The organism is Bradyrhizobium acaciae (assembly GCF_020889785.1).
GTDB classification, from domain to species: domain Bacteria; phylum Pseudomonadota; class Alphaproteobacteria; order Rhizobiales; family Xanthobacteraceae; genus Bradyrhizobium; species Bradyrhizobium acaciae.
Genome location: NZ_JACMYK010000009.1, coordinates 99,925 through 119,415, shown reverse-complemented (window position 1 = coordinate 119,415; position 19,491 = coordinate 99,925). Strand labels below are relative to the sequence as shown.

Sequence of the window (19,491 nt, the reverse complement as noted above, 5' to 3'; positions counted from 1 at the left end):
AAACACGGCAGCAAACCCGTGCGCTGGCGCGTCTTTGTCGACGACGACCTGAAGGCCTTTCTCCTTGGGATTCGTGATGGTGAATTGGCCAACCACGAATGCGTCCGCCCGACCACCGATGACGCTTGCGGCACCGGCCTGGATGTCAGTGACGCGCACGAGCTGTTCGAACCGCACGCCTTGCTTCAGCGCATATGCTTCTTGGGTTGTCCCCGCGATCACCGCCAGCTTGATGTCCGAACTCTGCGCAACCTGCGCGTAACCTGTCAACTGCTTCGGATTTCCGGGCCGGGTATACAGCGCATCGCGCATGACCCACATGGGAGCCGCGAATATGACGGCCTTGCAGCGCGCTTCGGTGATCACCTGACCGCCGACGAAGTCGAACTGGCGGGCCTGCAGCCCTGGAATCATTGCGTCCCACTTCGCAAGAACCGGCGTGAGTGCCGGAAGGCCCATGCCTTTGAGGGCTAAGTTCAGGACCTCGATAATGTAACCGGTCGCCCGCCCGTCTGGCGAAACAGCAATATAGGGGGGAGCCGAACCGAGCCCCACCGTGACTTCGCCGGCCTTTAGAACCGAGGCGAAAAGAGGGTCTTCAGTTTGCGCACCACTCGGAACAGAAAAACCAGCAGTTCCCAGCAGCAGGACCAGCAGCAAGAGCGTTGGTATCCCGCGCATAACCTTTTCGCCTCCCTAACTCGAGCAGTGTGAGTGAACTAGGTCCGGCGACGCAAATACCAAATTCTGGGCAATCGATATCACTTTGGAATTGATGATGGCTGCGTTGTCGGCCGGTTTGCCGCTGACAATCGGCTTCGTTAGGTGTCTGGCGCAGTATCGATGCAAGCATGCAGCTACGGACCGCTCAAAGCGACCGATGCGCTGCCGTATCGCGACAGCCCAGCCTACCGCTCTCCGACACTGGGCTTCCTGACCCGCGCGCGGCTCCGGGTCGAACGTCAGCCCCCTGAAATCCCGGGCGTAGCCGGCGATGCGAGCTTTCGGGCCCGGCGGCGTTTGAAGAATTTCCCGATTTCTTGTTGAGGTGCGCCTGTATTGAAAGCTTCGCGATAGGCAGAGACGGCCATTTCCATTGCATTTGCATAACGCTGTTCATCGAACTGCCGATTTGCAGCTTTCGAGAGGCTGTAGGCCACTCGCGGCTGCTTGGCGAGACGACGGGCGGCCTCCAACGCAACCTCAAGCACCTTCGAGGGCTCCGCGATTTCGTGAATGAAGCCCAGTTGCTTGGCCTCCTCAGCTTCCATAAGGCGGCCCTGCAAGGCAAGCTCGATAGCCCGCCGCCCGACCCGCTCCCACATGAGCCATGTTCCGAAGACGCTGGGCAGACCTGATGTCAATTCAGTTTGGCCTACCCTGACCCCGGGATGAGCAATCACGTAGTCGCAAAATTGAGTGACCTGAAAGCCGGATCCGGCTGCAACGCCGTTGATCGCGGCAACGAGCGGCTTGCTGAATTGTCTGACTGAGTCGTAGCACTTGCTAAGACGTTGCATGAACGCCTCGATGTTCACGCCATCGGCAAATTCTTGCAGCTCCGACAAATCTTGGCCGGAGCAGAACGCTTTGCCCCCGGCTCCCGTGACAACGACGGCTTCAACACTCATGTCCGTGTCGGCGGCGAGAAGTCTGCGTCCAAGCGCATCACGTAGTGCAGAGGTCCACGAATTGTAGCTCTCTTGCCGATTGATCGTGAGCACCAGCACGCCCCCGTGCATCTCGGAAAGCAATTCCTCCGGATTGTGAGCAAACTTCTGACCTTCCGTCATTACATTCTCCTTAACCACGCTTCGGCATGTTACGCGGCTTCACCGTATCTCGTGCCCGGCTATGCATTGAGCATCGTTTGGCCGGTAATTCGACATCCTTATCGAGTTTCGCAAGTTGTCTAAGGAGATGTCGCCGTCCGATCGTACATTCTGTAGCGTTCGACTCAGCGACGAGGGGCTTGTTGCAAGGCGACGATCCTCGAATTCGAGAAAGCGATTCCACTGATGATTGCAGATTTGCCTTCTCTCGGTCAGCGGGCAGCTCACCGCGGGAGCCCCTCGTCGGCAGATCGCATTGAATAGACCGCTCCAGATTCATATGCAGATCCCACTAGGTCGAATGAATAGCCTACCGCTTTCATCGGCTAAGCTCGAGGCATCCTTTGAGTTCGACATCGGCTCGTTCGTGGAGCTAACATTGGTAAAATCTATTCACAGCCGGGCACGATGTCGCCGGGCTTCACAAGCTTGGCAAGCACGTCCCAGTTGGGAAATCCGTACTTGCCGACATACAGATCCTTCATCGCACCGCCGCTCCTGAGAAGAGTGAGCTGCTCGTTAAATGCATCGCGGAAATGCGCGTCGTCCTTACGAAAAGCGACGGCCATGCCGGTGATCGGCGCCCGCTTATCGACAACAACTTCGACCCCCTTCCGCTGAGGATGCGGCACGGAGAATTGTCCAACGGCGAAGGCATGGGCCCGGCCACCTCGGACAGTTGCGATGCCTGCTTGAATGTCCGGGACGCGAACAAGCTGAGCCGAACTAATCCCTTGCTTCAGTGCAAACGCCTCCTGGGCGGAGCCCGTTAGCACAGCGAGCTCGATGTCAGGGTTCTGCGCGATCTGAGCGTAGCCGGAAAGATGCTTCGGATTACCAGGCAGCACATGAAGAGCATCCTGCTGAGCTGTGATTGGCGCCGAAAAGGCGACCACCTTGCAGCGATCTGCTGTGATCAACAGGCCGGCCGGCACCAAGTCGAAACGGCGCGCCTGCAGACCCGGGATCATGGAATCCCATGTCGTGAGTGAAACAGAGATTTTCGGCGCAGTCAGCCCTTCGAGTGCGAGGTTCGTAATGTCGATCAGGTATCCCTGCGGCTCTCCGCTCGGCGAGGTGAATGCCCACGGAGGTGCAGCGGCGATCGCCGCCTTGGCTTCACCGGCCTCGCGCATGGAGAGAAGCAAAGCATCCTCGCTTCGAGCATACGCTGGAAGCGAGTGAAAAGCGAATGCGAGGAAAAGAACGAATGACAAAAATCCCGAGTTCGAACGCATGCCTCGTCCTTTCGAAACGTACAGAGTTTCAGGTATTGTGTGCGAGCTGACCTAGCGGGCGCCAATACCAATTTCAAAGTTCTCTATACCAGATTGGAATGGACCTGTGCTTGTCAGGCGACCTACCTACGCGGATCTCGTGACCATACCCGCTCACGCGGAGCGGGAACCGGCGACCTCACCGACGCAGAACATCGGCCTTCTCGAAGGCGGGCGAGCGTGTGAGCAGCAAACACAGCGAGCGTGCCGCTGTCGCCATCTTCAACGACCTGCAGTTGGCACTGCACCGTTTTGATGGAGACACGCGCGTAGCCAGCCCTTGTAAACGACATCTAGCAGGCTGTTAAAGAAGTCTTTGAACATCGTGCGATGAACGGGATGTTGTCGCCGTTGAGGAGGCAGATCTCGCCTTCGAGTGAGCCGTCATTCTTTAGTTCGGCCCAGCCGTCACCCTCGGCTGGCTCCATTTCGTCGTTTGCCTGCCAATCAAACTCGACGGCATCGCCGTGGCAGGCTCCATGAATGGAGCCTGTGCGGCAATCAAAGGCGAACTCACCGCCGGCCTTATCGAACAGGATGTAGGCGCCGGCCACGGCCATGTCGTAGTCCGGGGTCCCGACGACGTGCTATCTGCCCTGGATGCTCATGCCGATGCCGCCAGAAGCTTGGGCAGCCGGATCAAATTGTAGGCCGCAAGCGCCAGGACGAAGACGGCATCCACGCAGTCGCGGCCTCGTAGCTTGACCATGGTCAACCCAGCGGAACTCTTGATCCAGCCGAAGACTTCTTCGATGCGTTCGCGGCAGCGCTGGCTGATGTCATAGCCGCTGTGACGTGTGGTACGCGCGTCGATCGCCGTCTTGCGCCGCTTGCCGGTCTTACTCAGATGCCCGTCGATCGCGATATGCGGGGTAACTAATCTATCTCTGAGGTCGTGCACGAACTGCGTGACGTCATAGCCTTGTCCCCCCCAGACTGATCCGTTTCGTGCGCCCGCGCATCGATCATAGCAAGCGTGATCTCCCATTCGGCGGTGCCCGTCGCTTGGCTGACCCGCCCAAAACAGCTAAACCATTGCGGTTCTCCATCAGCGCATGGCCCATGTAGCTTAGCTTGGCTGGCTGGCCGTCACCCTTCTTGTAGAGCCGGGCCTCGGGATCGGTCGTGCTCGCATGGGTCTCATTCGATCCCTTCTCCTTGTGGAAGCTGCGCTCGGCATTGCGTCCCGGACCGTCCTGATCTTTGTCACGGCCATCCTTCCTCTGGAAGCTCTTGATCGAAGCCCAGGCTTCAATCAGCGTGCCATCCACCGAGAAGTGAACGCTCGATAGCAGATGCTTGACCTTTGGCTGCGCCAAAAGTGCGTTCAGGAACTTGGCCGCAATCTCGCCCTCAAGCAGCCGGTCGCGGTTCTTCGAGAAGGTCGAATGGTCCCAAACCGCATCATCCACCGCAAGCCCGACGAACCAGCGGAACAGAAGATCGAACTCCATCCGTTCCATCAAATGCGGTTCCGAGCGAACTCCATAGAACGCTTGCAGGAGCATCGCCCGAAGCAGCTTCTCCGGTGCGATCGAGGGGCGACCGAAGTCCGTATAGAGCTTGCCGAATTCCCCAGAAAGATCGCTCAGCGCCGCGTTCGCCAGTCCAGGATCACCCGTAACGGGTGGTCCACGCGAACCCGAGCTTCCAGGTCCACATAACTGAAAAGCGAGCCGGACCGTTCGTCACTCCCCCGCATCGCGCCCCCAGTTAAATCCTGGTCCTAGAGAATCACGATACGAAACGCTCCGCCACCAACTTCTTCAACAGCCTCCTAGATCTGTTCGAAGACTGTGACGTAGCCAGAGGCGCGGCCAACGCATTGCCGCACCGAAGTCATATCAAGTCAGCCCGCCCCAATGGAGTAGCAAATCATTGCGGACGCCAACCATGCCAGGTCACAGTCGTGTTGCAGGTTTTTGATATTCACGCGCCGGCAGAGCCGCCGGACAAAAACGGATAGCGATAGTCCTGGGGAGGGACGAACGCTTCCTTAATGCTTCTGGGAGAGGTCCAGCGGATCAGATTCCACATGGAGCCGGCCTTGTCATTGGTCCCGGAGGACCGTGCACCGCCGAATGGCTGTTGGCCGACAATCGCTCCAGTTGGCTTATCGTTGATGTAAAAATTACCCGCGGCGCATCGTAGCTGACCGAGCGCGCGGCTGATCACCTGGCGATCTCTCGAGAAGATCGCACCTGTGAGACCGTACGTACCTGTTCGATCGATCTTCTCCAAAGTAGACTCGAAATCGCTATCGCGGTAGACATAAGTTGTGATGATCGGACCAAAGAATTCCTCGGTCAAGAGTTGCGACTGTAGATCGTCTGTTTGAATCAGAGTGGGCGCAACGAAGTACCCGGTTTTGTCGTCTCCCTCCCCTCCTCTTAGGATTTGCGCCTTCGACGATCTCGCCTCCTCGAAAACACGCATGTGCTTGCGCCAGACCTTTTGGTCGATGACTGCGCCCATGAAGTTGCCGAAATCGGCGATGTCACCAACCTTGATCGTCCCGATTTCGTCGCACAAGATCGTCTTCAGTCTCGGCCACAGCGACTCCGGAACGAATATCCGCGATGCAGCAGAGCACTTTTGTCCTTGATATTCGTAGCCACCTCTGATGATGGCGGTCGCCAAGGCGTGAACGTCCGCACTCTGGTGAGCCAGAATGAAGTTCTTGCCACCAGTCTCGCCCACTAGCCGCGGGTAGTTGCGGTATTGGGAGATGTTTGATCCAACTTTGTGATAGATGTTGTTGAAGACCTGCGTGGAACCCGTGAAGTGAACACCAGCAAGGCCCTCATCAGCCAATGCAATATCGGCAATCTGGGCACCATCTCCATAGACCAGATTGATGACCCCGTCCGGAAGCCCGGCCTTATGCAAGATCTGCATGATCATGTATGCAGAATATTTGGCAGTTGCTGCCGGCTTCCACACAACGGTGTTGCCCATCAAAGCGGGCGCGGTTGGCAGGTTGCCAGCGATCGCGGTAAAGTTGAACGGCGTGATCGCCAGAACGAAGCCCTCCAGCGGCCTATAGTCGCTGCGATTCCAGACACCGGCAGCTGAGATGGGCTGATCTTCATAGAGGCGCGTCATGAATTCGACGTTGAATCGCCAGAAATCGATCAGCTCCGCTGCGGAATCGATCTCTGCTTGGTGGACTGTCTTGGATTGACCGAGCATCGTCGCCGCGTTGAGACGATCACGCCACGGCCCCGACACTAGCTCAGCGGCTTTCAAGAAAATTGCAGCTCTCTCAGTCCATGGCCATGACGACCAGCTGCTCCATGCGCTCTTAGCCGCATCGATCGCAGCTTTTACTTCGGCTTCGGAGGCGAGATGAGCCTCGCCAAGAACATGATTGTGCCGATGAGGCATGACCGCAGTCTCAAGACGTCCAGTCCGGCGTTCGGCACCATTGATGATGAGAGGCAACTCGAGACGCTGGCTGCTCAATTGCTTCAGTGCAGCCTTTATTGCCAGTCGTTCGGGACTATTCGGGGCATAGTCGCGAACGAGTTCGTTGCGCGCAAGCGGAGGACGTGCATACGAGGATTCGACGACAGAGTTGATATCTTGGAACATTGTGTGCGGTAACCGTTCTTTTCCAGCTGGAGTATTGGTGCGCGCCTGTGTGCTTCAAGCGGTTACGCGTCGTTCACGGCGCCACCTATCTGGCGGGAGGTCTCCACGTCCCAGCTTCCAGCGAGACTCGTGGGCAATTCGGCTTTGCGAATTCGTTGTGTTGGGCCGCGTGGTAACTCGTCTACGAAATCCAGATATCGCGGCACTTGATAGTAGGCGAGCTGCGCTTTGCACCATTGGATGAGATCGAGGAGATCGATCTTCACGCCCGGCGCAGGTTTCACGAAGGCGCGTATGTCTTGCTCACCCATTTCGGACGGCACACCGACGACCGCAGAATCCTCTACGCCTGGGTGCGAGTTGATCACTCGCTCGACTTCCCAAGCCGAAACGTTTTCGCCGCGCCTGCGCAAGCTATCCTTCTTCCGCCCGGCGTAGTAGAAAAAGCCGTCATCGTCCCGATAACCCAGGTCTCCGGTGTAGACGCATCCGTCTCGCAGCACTTCGGCCGTTTTCTTTGGATCACGGAAATACCCGCACATCACAATGCCCGGCATTTTCGGTCGAACCACGATCTCACCGATCTCGTGATTTGGCAGCCTCCTGCCGTCCGCGCCCGCAATCCAGGAGTCAAACTCTTCGACTGGCCGTCCCATTGAGCCGATGCGGCCCTCGAGATTGAGATGCGTAAAGTTTTGCGCCTCAGAAATTCCGTAGCCTTCGCGAATGGTCACACCGAACCGCTCTTCAAAGGCACGCCAACTGTTGGTCGGGGCCGCCGCTCCCCACGCGATCCGAATTGGGTTGTCGCGATCATCGGATTTCGCTGGCTGTCTGAGTAGGATATTCATTGCTCCACCGAGATAATGCAAAATAGTAGCTCCCGACGCCCTAATCTGCTCCCAGCATTGCGAACCGCTGAAGCGCTCAACCAAAGCGATAGACACCCCGCGCTGCAAGGCAATCACCACCGTCATCCAACCAGCGACGTGATAGAACGGCTCCCAGAGAAATAGGACGTCATTGTCTCGGACGTCCGCGAGGATGGCAGCGTTTTTTGCGCCCACCTGGAAGAACTGCTCGGACATGACCACGCCTTTCGGCCGTCCGGTTGATCCAGATGTATAAGCGATCGTATGGACGCGATTTAGTGTCGCAGGGAAGGCTTCACATGTCTCAGGACGATGCTCCAGGGAAAACGAACTGAAGGGCTGGCCCAGATCGATATCGTCGGCGTTGCGTACCAGGATACGCAAACCAACAAATCGGATCTCGTTCAGCGCTAACCCTACTTCTGATACAAATCTGGTATCTATGATAAAAAATTGTGGCTCGGCATCATCTAGCTGAAGCTGAATTCCTCGGCCCTTGAGATGGGTGCTCACCTCAACGCTGATCGCACCGATCCAAGCCAAGGCAAGATAGATGACTATGTGCTCGGGGTGATTTGTCATCATGAGCGCGACCCGGTTCCCCGACTTGATGCCGATCCGGCGGAGCACTGCCGCCGCAGAGGAAACGCGGCCCCTCAAATCCGAGAAAGTCATGACGCTGCCCTCGAAGCTGACAAAGGGCTTTTCGGGTCGTTCGCAGCATTGCTTGGTGATGAGCTCGTTAAGCGTCAGCATCAGACTTCCATCATGCGCCGGGGATCATACGATGATTTCTCGCAGTCGCACCGGGTGACGCCAATACCAAATCCGGAAAGACTTATACCGGATTGGAATTGAAAATGCTTGACACGACGGCGAGCCCACGCACGGCCCATACGGCATGCAGCCCGGAGCTGTTCGCTGATCTTAAGGCCGCAGCAAAGCGGGCTACAGGATGCCATGGCGTTGGCCTGCAGCTGTTTGCCTTCTGGGCTAGCGCCCGCGGGACGCTACGCCCCCTCGTCCGCCGGATCGCGGAGTTCTAAGGCTTTGCCCATCGATCTCTCCCGCAGCCTGTATCCCCATGGAAAACTGCGTATGGTGAGAGTCGAGGCATACGCGACGAACTCACTGCCGATCGGCGTCTATCGTGCCCCGGCTGCGCAGCTCAGGACCAACAGTCTAACTGCCCTCCCAAACACTCCCTTGAACTGGAATCGGCTTCTCGTGACGATCAAGGCGAGCTCTCAACTCCTCACCGGTCAACCAAATAAGCCAATCGTCGTCAGTAATCCCTTCGTCCACGAGCCGCAATATCGAGCCTCCCGGCTCATGATGCAGATATCCGTATTGGGCAACGATGCCCTTGTCTATCAGCCAGCGCGCCACAAGGGCACATACGAAATCGGGATCCCATTTGGCATAGGATAGCCCGAACGCTATTCCTGCCATGATCTCGGGCATACCCTTTCCTCTGTAGTCTTCTCGGACCCACAAGTCGCCGTGGTAGGCTACCTTACCGGACATCTTTCTTGCACTTGGCGCAGCGCACGTACAATTGTCCTCGGGATGTGCATGCTTCGTCGGCTCCGCGTAGAACGCCATCAGGGATTGAAGATGTTCCGCAAGGTTACTGCACGAAAGATCGTAGAGCCGAACGGCCTGTAGCGCCGCAACGTGGTTGTTCGTATCGACGCCTACCATCCAGAATCCTTCGCCTGACTTAATTGGCGATCGATCCGGTCGGAAATTTGGATATGTCGGCCCCTTAGTTGGGGTGGCGCATGTAATGGCGACGTAGTCTTGAAAGTCAAATCCTATTGAAAGCGTGATGCCCTTTCGCGCGGCGCCTTCATCATACACTTGAAGAAAGCGTGAGACGCGCAGTGGATCAACGAAGTGTTTCATTCTGCATCTTGTCTTCGCGACGAACTATGTAATAGGCGGAGAGACAGCGGTTTAGTGGCTCATAGCATGCTAGCGCTCATGTCGAGCCGACGCTGGATGAACGGCCAACGAGGTCGGAGCTGGATCCATCCAATGTTTCTGCCAAAGAAAGCTCGAATATATCGAGGCCCTGATTTAGTGTCTCAAGGTCGATTGTGAGCGCAGGAAGAAACTTTATAACCTGGTTGTTTGGACCGCATCGTTCGATCATCAGTCCCTTCTGAAATGCCTTGCGAGCCGTCGCTTCGGCTATTTCGGCCGCTTGGCAATCAAAACCCAGCGCCATCCCCCGCCCTCGAACGCTAAAATGATGTCCACGTTTGGATGCGATGACATCAAGACGGCTACGCATAGCCTCTCCCATTTGCCGCACCCCTGCTGCAAAGGTGCAACTGCGCCAATAGATGTTTATCGCCGCGGTCGCAGAAACAAGCGCAAGATTGTTTCCTCGAAAAGTGCCCGTATGTTCTCCTGGCCGCCAGGCATCGTGCTCCTCTTTGATCAGCAACATTGACAGTGGCACCCCGTAGCCACTGAGCGACTTTGACATGACGACGATGTCCGGTGAAATGCCCGCGAACTCGAAGCTGAAGAAGTCTCCGGTGCGACCGCATCCCATCTGGATATCGTCAACTATGAAAAGGGCACCCACACTTTTCGCTATGGCCTGAATCGACTGCAGCCATTCCTTGCGGGCGACATTGATTCCGCCCTCCCCCTGCACGGTTTCGACGAGAATCGCGGCCGGAGCGTCGATGCCACTGCTGTCGTCCGACAACAAGGTGCTTAAATACTCAGCCGTGTCGACAGCTGGCCCGAGAAAGCCATCATAGGGCACGAACGTTGCACCAGACAAAGGGACGCCGCAGGCCGCACGGTAGTTACGACGAGCAGTGACGGCGCTCGCCCCTAAACTCATTCCGTGAAATCCGTTCGTAAACGAAATGATGTTCTGACGTCCCGTCACTTTGCGCGAGAGCTTCAGGGCCGCTTCAATGGCGTTAGCACCTGTTGGCCCCGTAAACTGAAAACGATATCGCAGACCTCGTTCCCGAAGAATGACCGCGTTAAACGTCTCCATGAATTCGAGCTTCGCGGGAGTGGCCAAGTCAAGCCCATGGACTACGGCATCCGATGCAAGGTATTCGGTGATGGCCGCCCTGATCTGGTGATTGTTATGGCCATAATTCAGCGCGCCTGCACCAGAGAGAAAATCGATGATCTTTCGACCGTCAGCAGTGAGCATGATGGAACCACGCGCCCGACTGAACACTGCCGGAAACGAAATCGGGTATGAGCGGACATTAGATTCCAGACTCTGCAAAGCGGTTTCGCTGCGTGGCTCATCAGTCACTCGAGCTAGGGCATTCTCTACAAGCAAGCGGTTCAACAAGCACGCCTTCCACTGGTTGCGCAGGTTAATGCTAAAGTGAGCCGCCCTCACGCGCGCCGGCAGCACTCATGCTGGACGAAGCGGGTTGAGAACGGCTCCGCCCACCTAACTCAGACCTGGCCTGAACGGACCTACCAAAAATGGTAGTTTCGAGGTGGCACCGAACCGGCAATACTCACACCGATCACGGGTGCACAGCCGATTTCATGAAAGCGGCCCTGCCGTTAGCCGCGGCCGACAAAATCGCGAATCGCAGCCTCTGGATTGGGGCACGGGACGATCCGAACAGATTTCAGGGACTGCCGTCCTGTCAGGCGGCGCCTAGCCGACAGCAAGCGGTCTCGCTATCCGCACAAGGCAGGCCAGCACGGCCGACAGCGGCTGCTCACACGCACACGCCAGTTTTGTGGGCCTTTATCAGTTCGCAATTGACCGCAGGTAATCACGAATTTCGGTTCGCTAAGATCGAGCCGTCCTCTTCGATTACCGCACTCGTAGGGCTTTGCCGCTCGGCAAAGCAGATGGTGGCTTAAGATCTGACCTCGATCAGATTGCGCCCTGTTCTGTAGGCGGCTCCCCGGGATGGGTTGGTCCAGCGGAGATCCCTGGGGCTCTGTATTGCTGCGACGACCCTGAACGGGTTCAGAGGAGGAGGCGATCTGAGTACAGGAGCTCAAGCGGCTAAGTTGCAGCTGATCGAGCCATTGATGCACGACGAGCCATGCTATCTATGCAGTCGCCGAGCCGCTTGATGTAGTCCGTTCGCTCCCGCAACGGACGTCGCATGATGAACGAGGGGTGTTCCAACCGCACCAGCCGCGGCCCCGACTTCTCTCCTGCGGCCGATCTCGTGTTTTTCACTCGTATCAGTGCATCACCCACAATGGAGCTCAATCCAATCACAACGTCGGAATCTCCAAGGCGCCAAAGCTCATGACGCTCGAGCTCGTCGACGAGTTCGGCACATGAGGGGTAGCGCTCGCGGCCCTGTTTGTCGAACAGCGCACGGGGGATGACGTTGTCAAAGGAGATCGACACCGTCTTCGGCAAGCCGGCCGCCTCGATGGCACCACGCAGAAACTTGCCGGAACGAGAACTTGGTGAGAAAGCCGGGAAAGGCTTATCAGTTGCTGGATCGAACTTCCTGCACGGACCCAGAAACAGAACCGAAGTTTTTCTTCTCATCGTCGTCGCTGCTCCCGCATGATCGCCGCCAGGTTCTGCCTCACCGTGGCCACGGGTACTTCGCCGAACTGAAGGCCGGTCGAAAAATTGAACTCGTCCCGATCGGCTGAGAACGCCTCATCATCGAGACTGTCCGCGTATTTCAGCATGGCTTCCGGCGAATACCCAGCCCCAACCAATCGCTGCCAATCTGGCGTGCCCGGATAAGGCCGGTACTCAAAAACGCTGCAACGAAAACAGCCAGGTAATCCCTCGGTCAGATCCCAAAGTCGTCTGATCAGATCCAAGGTCGCCTGGTGTTCGCCGCGCATCTCAGTAGGCAGCCCAAGTATGAAGTATCCCTTAACGTGGATTCCCCTGCGGCAAAGCCGGACCACGGCTTGGATGACCTGGGCCACGTTGATCTTCTTGTCGACATGCGAAAGCAGGCGATCGCTCCCTGTTTCGATGCCGAGCGCCACTTCCCGGCAGCCAGCCTCGGACATCAACGCCAGTAGGTCATCTGCCGCCGAGGCCAACACGTTGATCCGCCCCGTTGCATCCCAGCTCATGTCGAGAGATTCGTCGATGAACGCCTTCAGGGTCGTTCGTATCAATCGCCTGTTCGCCAGGAAGAGGTCGTCCACGAACCTGATCCTTTGCACGCCGTATAAGGATCTGAGCTGCCGGACTTCGGCCATGAGGCCCTCCGGTCGGCGCATCCGCACCGTCACATCTGGGTTGCTGCTGATCGCCGCTCCGCAAAACGAGCAGTCGAAGGGGCATCCCCGCGAGGCCACCATTGCCGATTCCAGAACACTGCCGTCCATGTAGGGATCCTGCTGCAGGAATCTGCGGTCCAACAGCGGCATTGCATCCAGGTCTGGCGCGAGAAGAAGCGGATCTTTTGCCCGAACAACAGGCATGATCGCCCGGCCAGCCTCGCGCCAATACACCGCCGGCAGTTCGCGCCTGGTCTTGAGGTCGGCCAGCAATCGAGGCACGCGGGTCTCTGCCTCGCCAAGCACCAAGGCGTCTATCCGTGGAATCCGCACGTCTTCTAGGATGGCGCGCGGCATAGCTTTGGCTTGGTGGCCGCCCAGCATCACCGAGATACCGGGATCTAGAAGCTGCATCAGCTTGACGCTGTGGACGTAGGTCGGCGCAAGCAAATTCAATCCGACCCATCGCGGCCTAGCCTCATTGATGAGCGCCGCAATTTTGGACAAACCAAGGCCAAGGGCCTCGGCATCCAAGACGTCAACTGTCAACCCCGCCTGCTCTGCGCAGGTTGCGATGTAGCCCAACCCAAGGGTCGGTAGCGTGAAGTCGTTCCTGCGCGGTGAAAGGTCGTAGTTCTTCAATGGCGAATTGACCAACAGGAGGTCGGCGCCAGCGGTGACCTTCCGATCAGGTTTCATGCGAGGCGAAACTTCGCCAATGAAGAGGTGAGCTCAGCCGAAAGGCGGTCCGCGATGGTATTCTCGTCCGCTGACGCATCCACAACACTTACATGATGCCCGTTCTGCTCGAGCAGCGCCGAACCCTCATCGTAGAGTTCGATTTCTCGGTTTATGTCCAGCCGATCCTTGAAGAAGTCGGACTTCCTGGGCCGCCCTCGTCGGCGCTCGGTCAGCTCGTCAGCCCCGAGCCGCAGAACGATCGTGACGGATGCCGAAAGCAGAGGACGATTGATCGAATAGAGATAATCGATCGGTAGTCCCGCAAAGCGCTGATAGACCAAGGTCGACAGGACGTATCGGTCGCATAGCAGAGGCCGGCGAGCGCCCTCTCGGAGCTCGGCTCTTGCCGCCGCAGTGGCTAGCGCAAGCGTGAGCGCACGATCGGGATGGGCGGCCAGATCTCTGATGACAGGGTGCCAACGGCCGCTGTCATTATTGCTCGCCATCTCGACGGGAATAGCCGCTCGCGTGAGCCGTTCCGCAGTCGCTCGCAACAGCGTCGTTTTTCCAATGCCGCTCGGCCCCTCCAATGCGATTATCGGCAGCCATTGTTTCTCGTAGTCAGAGCCGCAATCCATCATCGCGCCCAACTCCGTCCCATCCCGGCGCATATCTGCACGATCGTCAGCATCTCGATTGCTGGCGAAACGCTCGCCACGTCACAAAGTAATGGTCGACCCGACGCTCCGATCGCCCCCCTCCGTAGCCAACTCGACAACTGTCGATCCCTGCGGGTGAATGCGCACCGAATGACGCTGGCCAATACGAATCCCAGCCATCATCGCGCCAACCGCCCGCTCGGCGAACTAGGGATTTCCCTAGCTTCTCTCCGCTTGCGACGAGCCTCGAGCGAGCGCTATCAACAATACGCCGTTCGTGCCGAGCCAAGTCCCGACCAAGAAGTCCCGACCAAGACCAACTGTTCAACTGGAATAGGATGCCGCCCCTTCGTCCTGCACCTGCAGATACCACATCGATGCGGTGGGACTTGAGCTCTCATCTTTGCGCTCGGGTGGCCTTTCCCCTGCCGCACGGCCGGCGACCCGGTTCGAAATCATGATGCAGGCCCGCGCTCCGCGTGAACTGCCACCAGGGAGCCTGCGCACGCGAGATATCTATATTTTCTGACTTGCACATGGATATCACTAAAGTGAAGACACGAATTTTCTGCTGATCCGCTCGGGGGCGCACTAAACACATGGTCGACGTGGTCGAAACAGAGTCGTCAATCACGCATGCAAAGGCATCGCTACCTTTGTCCATCCAAACCGTCTCGATCGACGCTCAGTGCGTTGGCGACCGGTGGACTGTGTATGATGAAACTGGCCTGGCGAAGCTACTCGCCATCATTGCAATGGGCCAGGCGGCCTACGCTGCCTACATCCTCCGGGAGCTCCTTCCGGCCTCCCCGGCCTTTTCTGATACCGATCTGCGCCAAGAAGCGCGGGTCAGAATGACCGTTCAGGAAGACGGCAAAGCCCCGCGAACCGGCTATCCCCTGTGGCAGCGCGACGGATTCATCTTTGAAGCGATTTCGTGGATCGCAGCGCGGCAAGTCTACGGCAAGGACGTGCTGCTGAAGGACCCGCATGTGAGCGCCACGTCCCAGGGTCTGGATGGCCTTATGATCGAGCTGGCTCACGACAAGTCAAAAGTCGCCATGACGACGATCTTCGAGGACAAATGCACTGACAACCCCAGGGACATGTTCCTCCAAAAAGTCATCCCTGCATTCCTCGACCGCCACAAAAACAAGCGCGCTGCGGAATTGGTTGCCACGGCGTCCGCACTGTTGCGCATGAGTGGCATCGATGAAGGTGCAGCCGCGAAGCTGGCGGCAAACGTTATGGATCGTACTCAGCGACGCTACCGCGCCGCTTTCGCGCTGCCTAAGGAGCAAGATAGCCAGCCCGAGCGGCGGAAGCTTTTCAAGGGGTACGACGCCCTCGATGGCTTGACGCAGGACCGCCGGGTCGGGGCCAGCCTGATTATCGAAGGAAAGGTCCGCGCCTGGTTTGATACCCTTGCTTTGCGCGCGATCGCCTATCTCGACGAGCTAGAGACGGAGGAATCCTGATGTTCGATGCTGCCACGGCTCAACTTCTCCGATCAGCACCACCTGTTCCGGGCTTGGATCCGGAGAACATCCCGGCATTGCTGACAATGCATTACGCCAATTTAGTATCGGCAAGGTTGAGTGCCGCCGGGCCTGGCGCTGCTGACGATGATGAAAGCGGATGGACGCTGGAGCGCATTTCAGACACTTACGAACTGGTCACATCACTTGAAACCGAAGGCGATCTGCGCAGGGCAGCCGCATTCGTAGCTGGAACGGCTCAGCAAATCCTCGCACGCCGGCAAGCGGCCACACCTGACGGTCCGGTCATAGTCGCTAATATCGACAGGGACCGCGCCGACCCGACGATCGCTGCTGCTTTGCTCTTTCTCGCTGCTGAACAATATGCGGACGCGAATGAAGCCGCCGCGCAGATCGTTCCTCGTCGTGAGGGACAGAGTTACGAGGCGACCATTCTGTCCGAGAATATCGCCGACTTGGCGCGCGGCCAGCTCGACCGCATCTACCAGCGAGCATCACGGTGGCGCGCAACGCGCCGAGGGATCAGCCTAGACGATCAAGCGCTTGCAGCGCTGCTGGAGGCTCTCATTGTCGGCATCGAGATGCTTGCCGCTCGTTTTCTTGGTCGTCCAATGCCGCAACCAGTCATCGGACGCTTCGATACGGCGCGAGCCGCATTCCAACGCGTGCTGCAGCTTTCAGCCGTTATAGACGATCAACACAGCGATTTGCTCGGCGGAAACATCCTGAATGCGTATGCCGGACCGCATCACCTTGCCGCACTCTTGATCGCCACCCATGACGGCAACGCCAGGGCTGCGCTCGCGGACTTGCCTCCTCCCGATGGCGCTGACAAAAAATTCTGGGAAACGTGGATCCACGCGAGAGCAAGCGCGTTCCCGTTCGTATGGCCGAATCACCGTGCGGCGATCGCGGATGGCTTCTACCAGACCGGGAAGTCTGCAGTCGTCGTCCTTCCGACCGGCGCAGGAAAGACCACGGTCTCTTCGCTGAAATTGGCAGGCGTGCTCGCCCGTGGGAAGAAGGTTGTGTTTCTTGCTCCGACGCATGCGCTCGTCGAGCAGCTTACTGGTGATCTGCAAGAGATCTTTCCGCAGGAAATCCTCGGTTCAGTGGTCTCCAGCGACTTCGATCTCCTCTTCCAGCTCGATGCGCAGCTAAGGGAAATCGAAGTGATGACGCCGGAGCGTTGCCTCGCGATGCTCTCCTTTGCGCCCGATGCTTTTTCCGACGTCGGGCTTCTAGTCTTTGACGAATGTCACCTTTTGAGCCCTCAGTCGGGCAAGGTCCGGCGTGCGCTCGACGGTATGCTATGCGTCCTCGGATTCAATCACATCGCTCCCGACGCCGATTTCCTTTTCCTTTCTGCGATGCTCAAGAACGGCGCAGAGTTCGCCGAATGGATCAAGCAACTCAGCGGACGGGACTGCGTATGTGTTGATCTGCTGTGGAAGCCGAGCCGACAAGCACGCGGCGTAGTGATTTACAAGGACGAGGAGCTCGACGCTTCCAAAAAGGCCGCGATGGCCGCCCAGTCGGCCGAGAATCATAGGAAGGGAAAAAAGGCCAAGGGGCTGCGCGCGGCCGCTGAAAGGCAACTCCACGCGCACCCGTGGGCAATCTGGGGTTTGCAACACAACTGGCTAGGCCAGAAGAGTGCTCACTGCATTATGACACAGGTGCTCGATACTCCTGTCGAACTTGCCGGCGACATCAAGTATGGCCCGCTCAGGCTAAAGCCGAATGCCAATCACGTCGCCGCCAAGATGGCCATCTCTGCTGCCCGGAGCGGCCTAAAATCCATCGTCTTCGTCAATACGAAGAACGATGCGGTCTCGGTCGCAGCCGACATATCGGCCCAACTCAGCGAGAAGGCCGACGTCACAGAAGCCGAGCAAGAACGCTGGGAAGCGCTCGAAGCGGAACTCGGAGATCTGAAGCATTCTCTGCTTCCGAAACCGGCAATTGCCGTTCCTCATAACTCGGCCATGCTTCGTCTCGAACGCGACCTAGCCGAGCGAACGTTCAAGCGGGCCAACGGTGCAAAGGTCATCGTCGCAACACCGACACTCGCCCAGGGCCTCAACCTTCCTGCCCAGTTGGCGGTTCTAGCTGGCGATAAGCGCGCCGACGCCGAACAAAAAGGTCGCGCCGATCTCGAGGCACATGAGATCCTAAATGCTGCCGCTAGAGCAGGTCGAGCCGGCCATCTCGCCAATGGCGTCGTCCTTCTGATTCCTGAACCAATTATCAGCTTCTCCCGAGGCCAACCATTAGGATGGAAAGTAATAGAAAAGCTGAAGTCGATCCTTCCGGAAGATGATCGTTGCGTGGTGATCTCCGATCCGCTTGAGATCGTGCTCGACAGGCTCATGCAAGGTCAAACTGTCGATCCCGATGTCCGCTACGTCGTCAATCGCATGGCGGCCCTCCGCGAGGCCGAAGGAGCAGAGGAGCCCAACGTCCTTTTTGACCTTCGAAAGTCATTCGGGGCGTTCGCTGCACGAAAGCGCGAGTCAGAGGCTGAATTCGAAGCCAAAATTATCGATCTCAAGAAGGCGATTGCACTGGATGCGCCAGGAGAGGTCGACAATACGATTGCGGAACTTGCCTCCCAGAGCGGATTGTCAATGAACCTGCTGCTCCGGCTCCGAAAGAGAATTGCCGACGGCGCCGGCTCTTTGCCCGCGACGATTAGGGGTTGGCTCACCTGGACAATCGATTGGCTAACCGCCGACGACGATGCCCGCCACTGGCTGCTGGGTGGGGTCAGTCGATCGCTCATGGCATCATGCGGTCGAAAGCGGGACGCGCAGCTCACTGCCGAGATAGTCGCGTTAATACTGCCTGGCCTCATCGCCTGGATCAGCGGCAAACCCCTTTGCGACGTGGAAAGAGCGTTGGGCGGCAATCCCGATTCTGGCGATGACGCTGAGAAAACGTGCCCAAGGGCGCGCGAGCTTGTCGGAACTGTAGTGCCGCGGGGTCTTTCGTTCATAGTAGGACTGGTGGCGCACGTCGCCAAGGAGGTTGACCACGAGCAGCAAGAGCTGAACCGTCAAGTCGTCGAATGTCTCGGCACGGCCGTGCGCAAAGGATACGACACGCCGGCGAAGGTCTTTCTCGCAAGCAGTACGCCAGCCCTTCTCAGCCGGGTTCAAGTCCATCAGCTAGCGTTGCAGCAAGGCGCGCCAGAGTTCTGATGCTGGCAAGGGAAGTACGATGAAGAGATATGCTCCCGACAATTTTCGTTTGGGAATAACTCGGGCCAACGTCAGTATTTTCCGTCTGCGCCGGCGCGCTGCACTGCGCCAGCCTTCACCGTTGCCTCTAGAAACGCACTGGTCATGGCCGGATACGCTCTTAATTGCAGTTGCTTATGCTTGGCCTTACGACAATCTTGAAGCAGATCAACTTTTGGGTAGGCTTCAGGCGGCGCGACAACGGACCATGGCAATCGCCCAAAGCAGAGGAGCGCGCTTCGGCTACCCTTGCGGGCACGCGCTGCGGGCCTATTCACCCGACCTTGCCGGCCTGAGTGATGCAGGCCTTCCACTGGAGCAGGCGATTGATCACGAAACGACGTGGCGCTGCGCGGCTGCAGTAGGCTCCGGACTCGACCGTCGATGGTTGACCCTCTGCAGCCGAAGCCTGCAAGGCGAAGCGACCCTGGATTGATGAGCACTGCGATCGCGCCTACGATTGGACAAAGTTAAGTTGCTTATAGCGACAAAACTTAGCGCTATGTAGCCAAAGGCGACAAAATAGTCCAACTCAAGTTATCAAAGGTATAATTTAACCGTCACATCGTTAAGTTCTAAATTGCGACATGTTTTGCGCTTAAGTTCCTC

The 19,491-nt window shown here is 57.7% G+C and carries 14 protein-coding genes and 1 pseudogene; 3 read left to right on the top strand and 12 right to left on the bottom strand.

The features are described 5' to 3' along the window. From H8A92_RS06985 to H8A92_RS06930, 12 genes and pseudogenes are all read right to left on the bottom strand, one after another. Window positions 1–660, bottom strand: a 660-nt coding sequence (locus H8A92_RS06985; RefSeq protein WP_229195094.1) for a transporter substrate-binding domain-containing protein, incomplete at its 3' end; no start/stop codon positions are given. A gap of 302 nt (window positions 661–962) precedes the next feature. Further along, on the bottom strand, window positions 963–1,793 hold the full coding sequence (locus tag H8A92_RS06980; RefSeq protein WP_229195093.1) for an enoyl-CoA hydratase/isomerase family protein: 831 nt from the start codon (window positions 1,791–1,793) through the stop codon (window positions 963–965). A 428-nt stretch (window positions 1,794–2,221) separates the two neighbouring features. Next, complete coding sequence (locus tag H8A92_RS06975; RefSeq protein ID WP_229195092.1) at window positions 2,222–3,070, bottom strand: transporter substrate-binding domain-containing protein; 849 nt, start codon at window positions 3,068–3,070, stop codon at window positions 2,222–2,224. 332 nt (window positions 3,071–3,402) lie between these two features. Beyond that, the gene (locus H8A92_RS06970) at window positions 3,403–3,669 is read right to left on the bottom strand and encodes a hypothetical protein (protein WP_229195091.1); all 267 of its coding nucleotides are present in this window, start codon (window positions 3,667–3,669) and stop codon (window positions 3,403–3,405) included. Between the two features lie 44 nt (window positions 3,670–3,713). After that, window positions 3,714–4,811 (bottom strand): annotated as a pseudogene (locus H8A92_RS06965) (IS5 family transposase). 227 nt (window positions 4,812–5,038) lie between these two features. Further along, entirely contained in the window at window positions 5,039–6,703 is a 1,665-nt protein-coding gene (gene pruA / locus H8A92_RS06960; protein ID WP_229195090.1) for an L-glutamate gamma-semialdehyde dehydrogenase, read from the bottom strand. Between the two features lie 62 nt (window positions 6,704–6,765). Beyond that, complete coding sequence (locus H8A92_RS06955) at window positions 6,766–8,331, bottom strand: AMP-binding protein (protein WP_229195089.1); 1,566 nt, start codon at window positions 8,329–8,331, stop codon at window positions 6,766–6,768. A 426-nt stretch (window positions 8,332–8,757) separates the two neighbouring features. Continuing rightward, the gene (locus H8A92_RS06950) at window positions 8,758–9,483 is read right to left on the bottom strand and encodes a hypothetical protein (protein WP_229195088.1); all 726 of its coding nucleotides are present in this window, start codon (window positions 9,481–9,483) and stop codon (window positions 8,758–8,760) included. Between the two features lie 76 nt (window positions 9,484–9,559). After that, the gene (gene ectB / locus H8A92_RS06945; protein WP_229195098.1) at window positions 9,560–10,876 is read right to left on the bottom strand and encodes a diaminobutyrate--2-oxoglutarate transaminase; all 1,317 of its coding nucleotides are present in this window, start codon (window positions 10,874–10,876) and stop codon (window positions 9,560–9,562) included. 720 nt (window positions 10,877–11,596) lie between these two features. Further along, a complete protein-coding gene (locus H8A92_RS06940; RefSeq protein WP_229195087.1) occupies window positions 11,597–12,100 on the bottom strand; it encodes a uracil-DNA glycosylase family protein in 504 nt (167 codons plus the stop codon). Continuing rightward, window positions 12,097–13,443: a B12-binding domain-containing radical SAM protein gene (locus H8A92_RS06935; RefSeq protein WP_229195086.1), complete on the bottom strand. Its 1,347-nt coding sequence runs from the start codon at window positions 13,441–13,443 to the stop codon at window positions 12,097–12,099. The genes H8A92_RS06940 and H8A92_RS06935 overlap by 4 nt, the downstream gene beginning before the upstream one ends. A 53-nt stretch (window positions 13,444–13,496) precedes the next feature. Continuing rightward, a complete protein-coding gene (locus H8A92_RS06930; RefSeq protein ID WP_229195085.1) occupies window positions 13,497–14,123 on the bottom strand; it encodes a dTMP kinase in 627 nt (208 codons plus the stop codon). A gap of 617 nt (window positions 14,124–14,740) precedes the next feature. Here H8A92_RS06930 and H8A92_RS06925 point away from each other — a divergent pair. From H8A92_RS06925 to H8A92_RS06915, 3 genes are read left to right on the top strand one after another with little or no spacing between them, the layout of a single operon-like run. Then, window positions 14,741–15,619 carry a hypothetical protein gene (locus H8A92_RS06925; RefSeq protein ID WP_229195084.1) on the top strand — a complete coding sequence of 293 codons (879 nt, stop codon included), beginning with the start codon at window positions 14,741–14,743 and terminating at the stop codon, window positions 15,617–15,619. Further along, on the top strand, window positions 15,619–18,843 hold the full coding sequence (locus H8A92_RS06920) for a DEAD/DEAH box helicase (protein WP_229195083.1): 3,225 nt from the start codon (window positions 15,619–15,621) through the stop codon (window positions 18,841–18,843). Before H8A92_RS06925 ends, H8A92_RS06920 begins: the two co-directional genes overlap by 1 nt. Window positions 18,844–18,862: 19 nt before the next feature. After that, window positions 18,863–19,318 (top strand): hypothetical protein, encoded by a 456-nt coding sequence (locus H8A92_RS06915; RefSeq protein ID WP_229195082.1) that lies wholly within the window; start codon window positions 18,863–18,865, stop codon window positions 19,316–19,318. Window positions 19,319–19,491 lie beyond the last annotated feature (173 nt).

What these genes read in the sequence shown, in the direction of transcription:
- H8A92_RS06980 (WP_229195093.1), bottom strand. Translation starts at nt 1,793, where the DNA reads ATGACGGAAGGTCAGAAGTTTGCTCACAATCCGGAGGAATTGCTTTCC.
- H8A92_RS06975 (WP_229195092.1), bottom strand. Translation starts at nt 3,070, where the DNA reads ATGCGTTCGAACTCGGGATTTTTGTCATTCGTTCTTTTCCTCGCATTC.
- H8A92_RS06970 (WP_229195091.1), bottom strand. Translation starts at nt 3,669, where the DNA reads ATGGCCGTGGCCGGCGCCTACATCCTGTTCGATAAGGCCGGCGGTGAG.
- pruA (WP_229195090.1), bottom strand. Translation starts at nt 6,703, where the DNA reads ATGTTCCAAGATATCAACTCTGTCGTCGAATCCTCGTATGCACGTCCT.
- H8A92_RS06955 (WP_229195089.1), bottom strand. Translation starts at nt 8,331, where the DNA reads ATGCTGACGCTTAACGAGCTCATCACCAAGCAATGCTGCGAACGACCC.
- H8A92_RS06950 (WP_229195088.1), bottom strand. Translation starts at nt 9,483, where the DNA reads ATGAAACACTTCGTTGATCCACTGCGCGTCTCACGCTTTCTTCAAGTG.
- H8A92_RS06940 (WP_229195087.1), bottom strand. Translation starts at nt 12,100, where the DNA reads ATGAGAAGAAAAACTTCGGTTCTGTTTCTGGGTCCGTGCAGGAAGTTC.
- H8A92_RS06930 (WP_229195085.1), bottom strand. Translation starts at nt 14,123, where the DNA reads ATGATGGATTGCGGCTCTGACTACGAGAAACAATGGCTGCCGATAATC.
- H8A92_RS06925 (WP_229195084.1), top strand. Translation starts at nt 14,741, where the DNA reads ATGGTCGACGTGGTCGAAACAGAGTCGTCAATCACGCATGCAAAGGCA.
- H8A92_RS06920 (WP_229195083.1), top strand. Translation starts at nt 15,619, where the DNA reads ATGTTCGATGCTGCCACGGCTCAACTTCTCCGATCAGCACCACCTGTT.
- H8A92_RS06915 (WP_229195082.1), top strand. Translation starts at nt 18,863, where the DNA reads ATGAAGAGATATGCTCCCGACAATTTTCGTTTGGGAATAACTCGGGCC.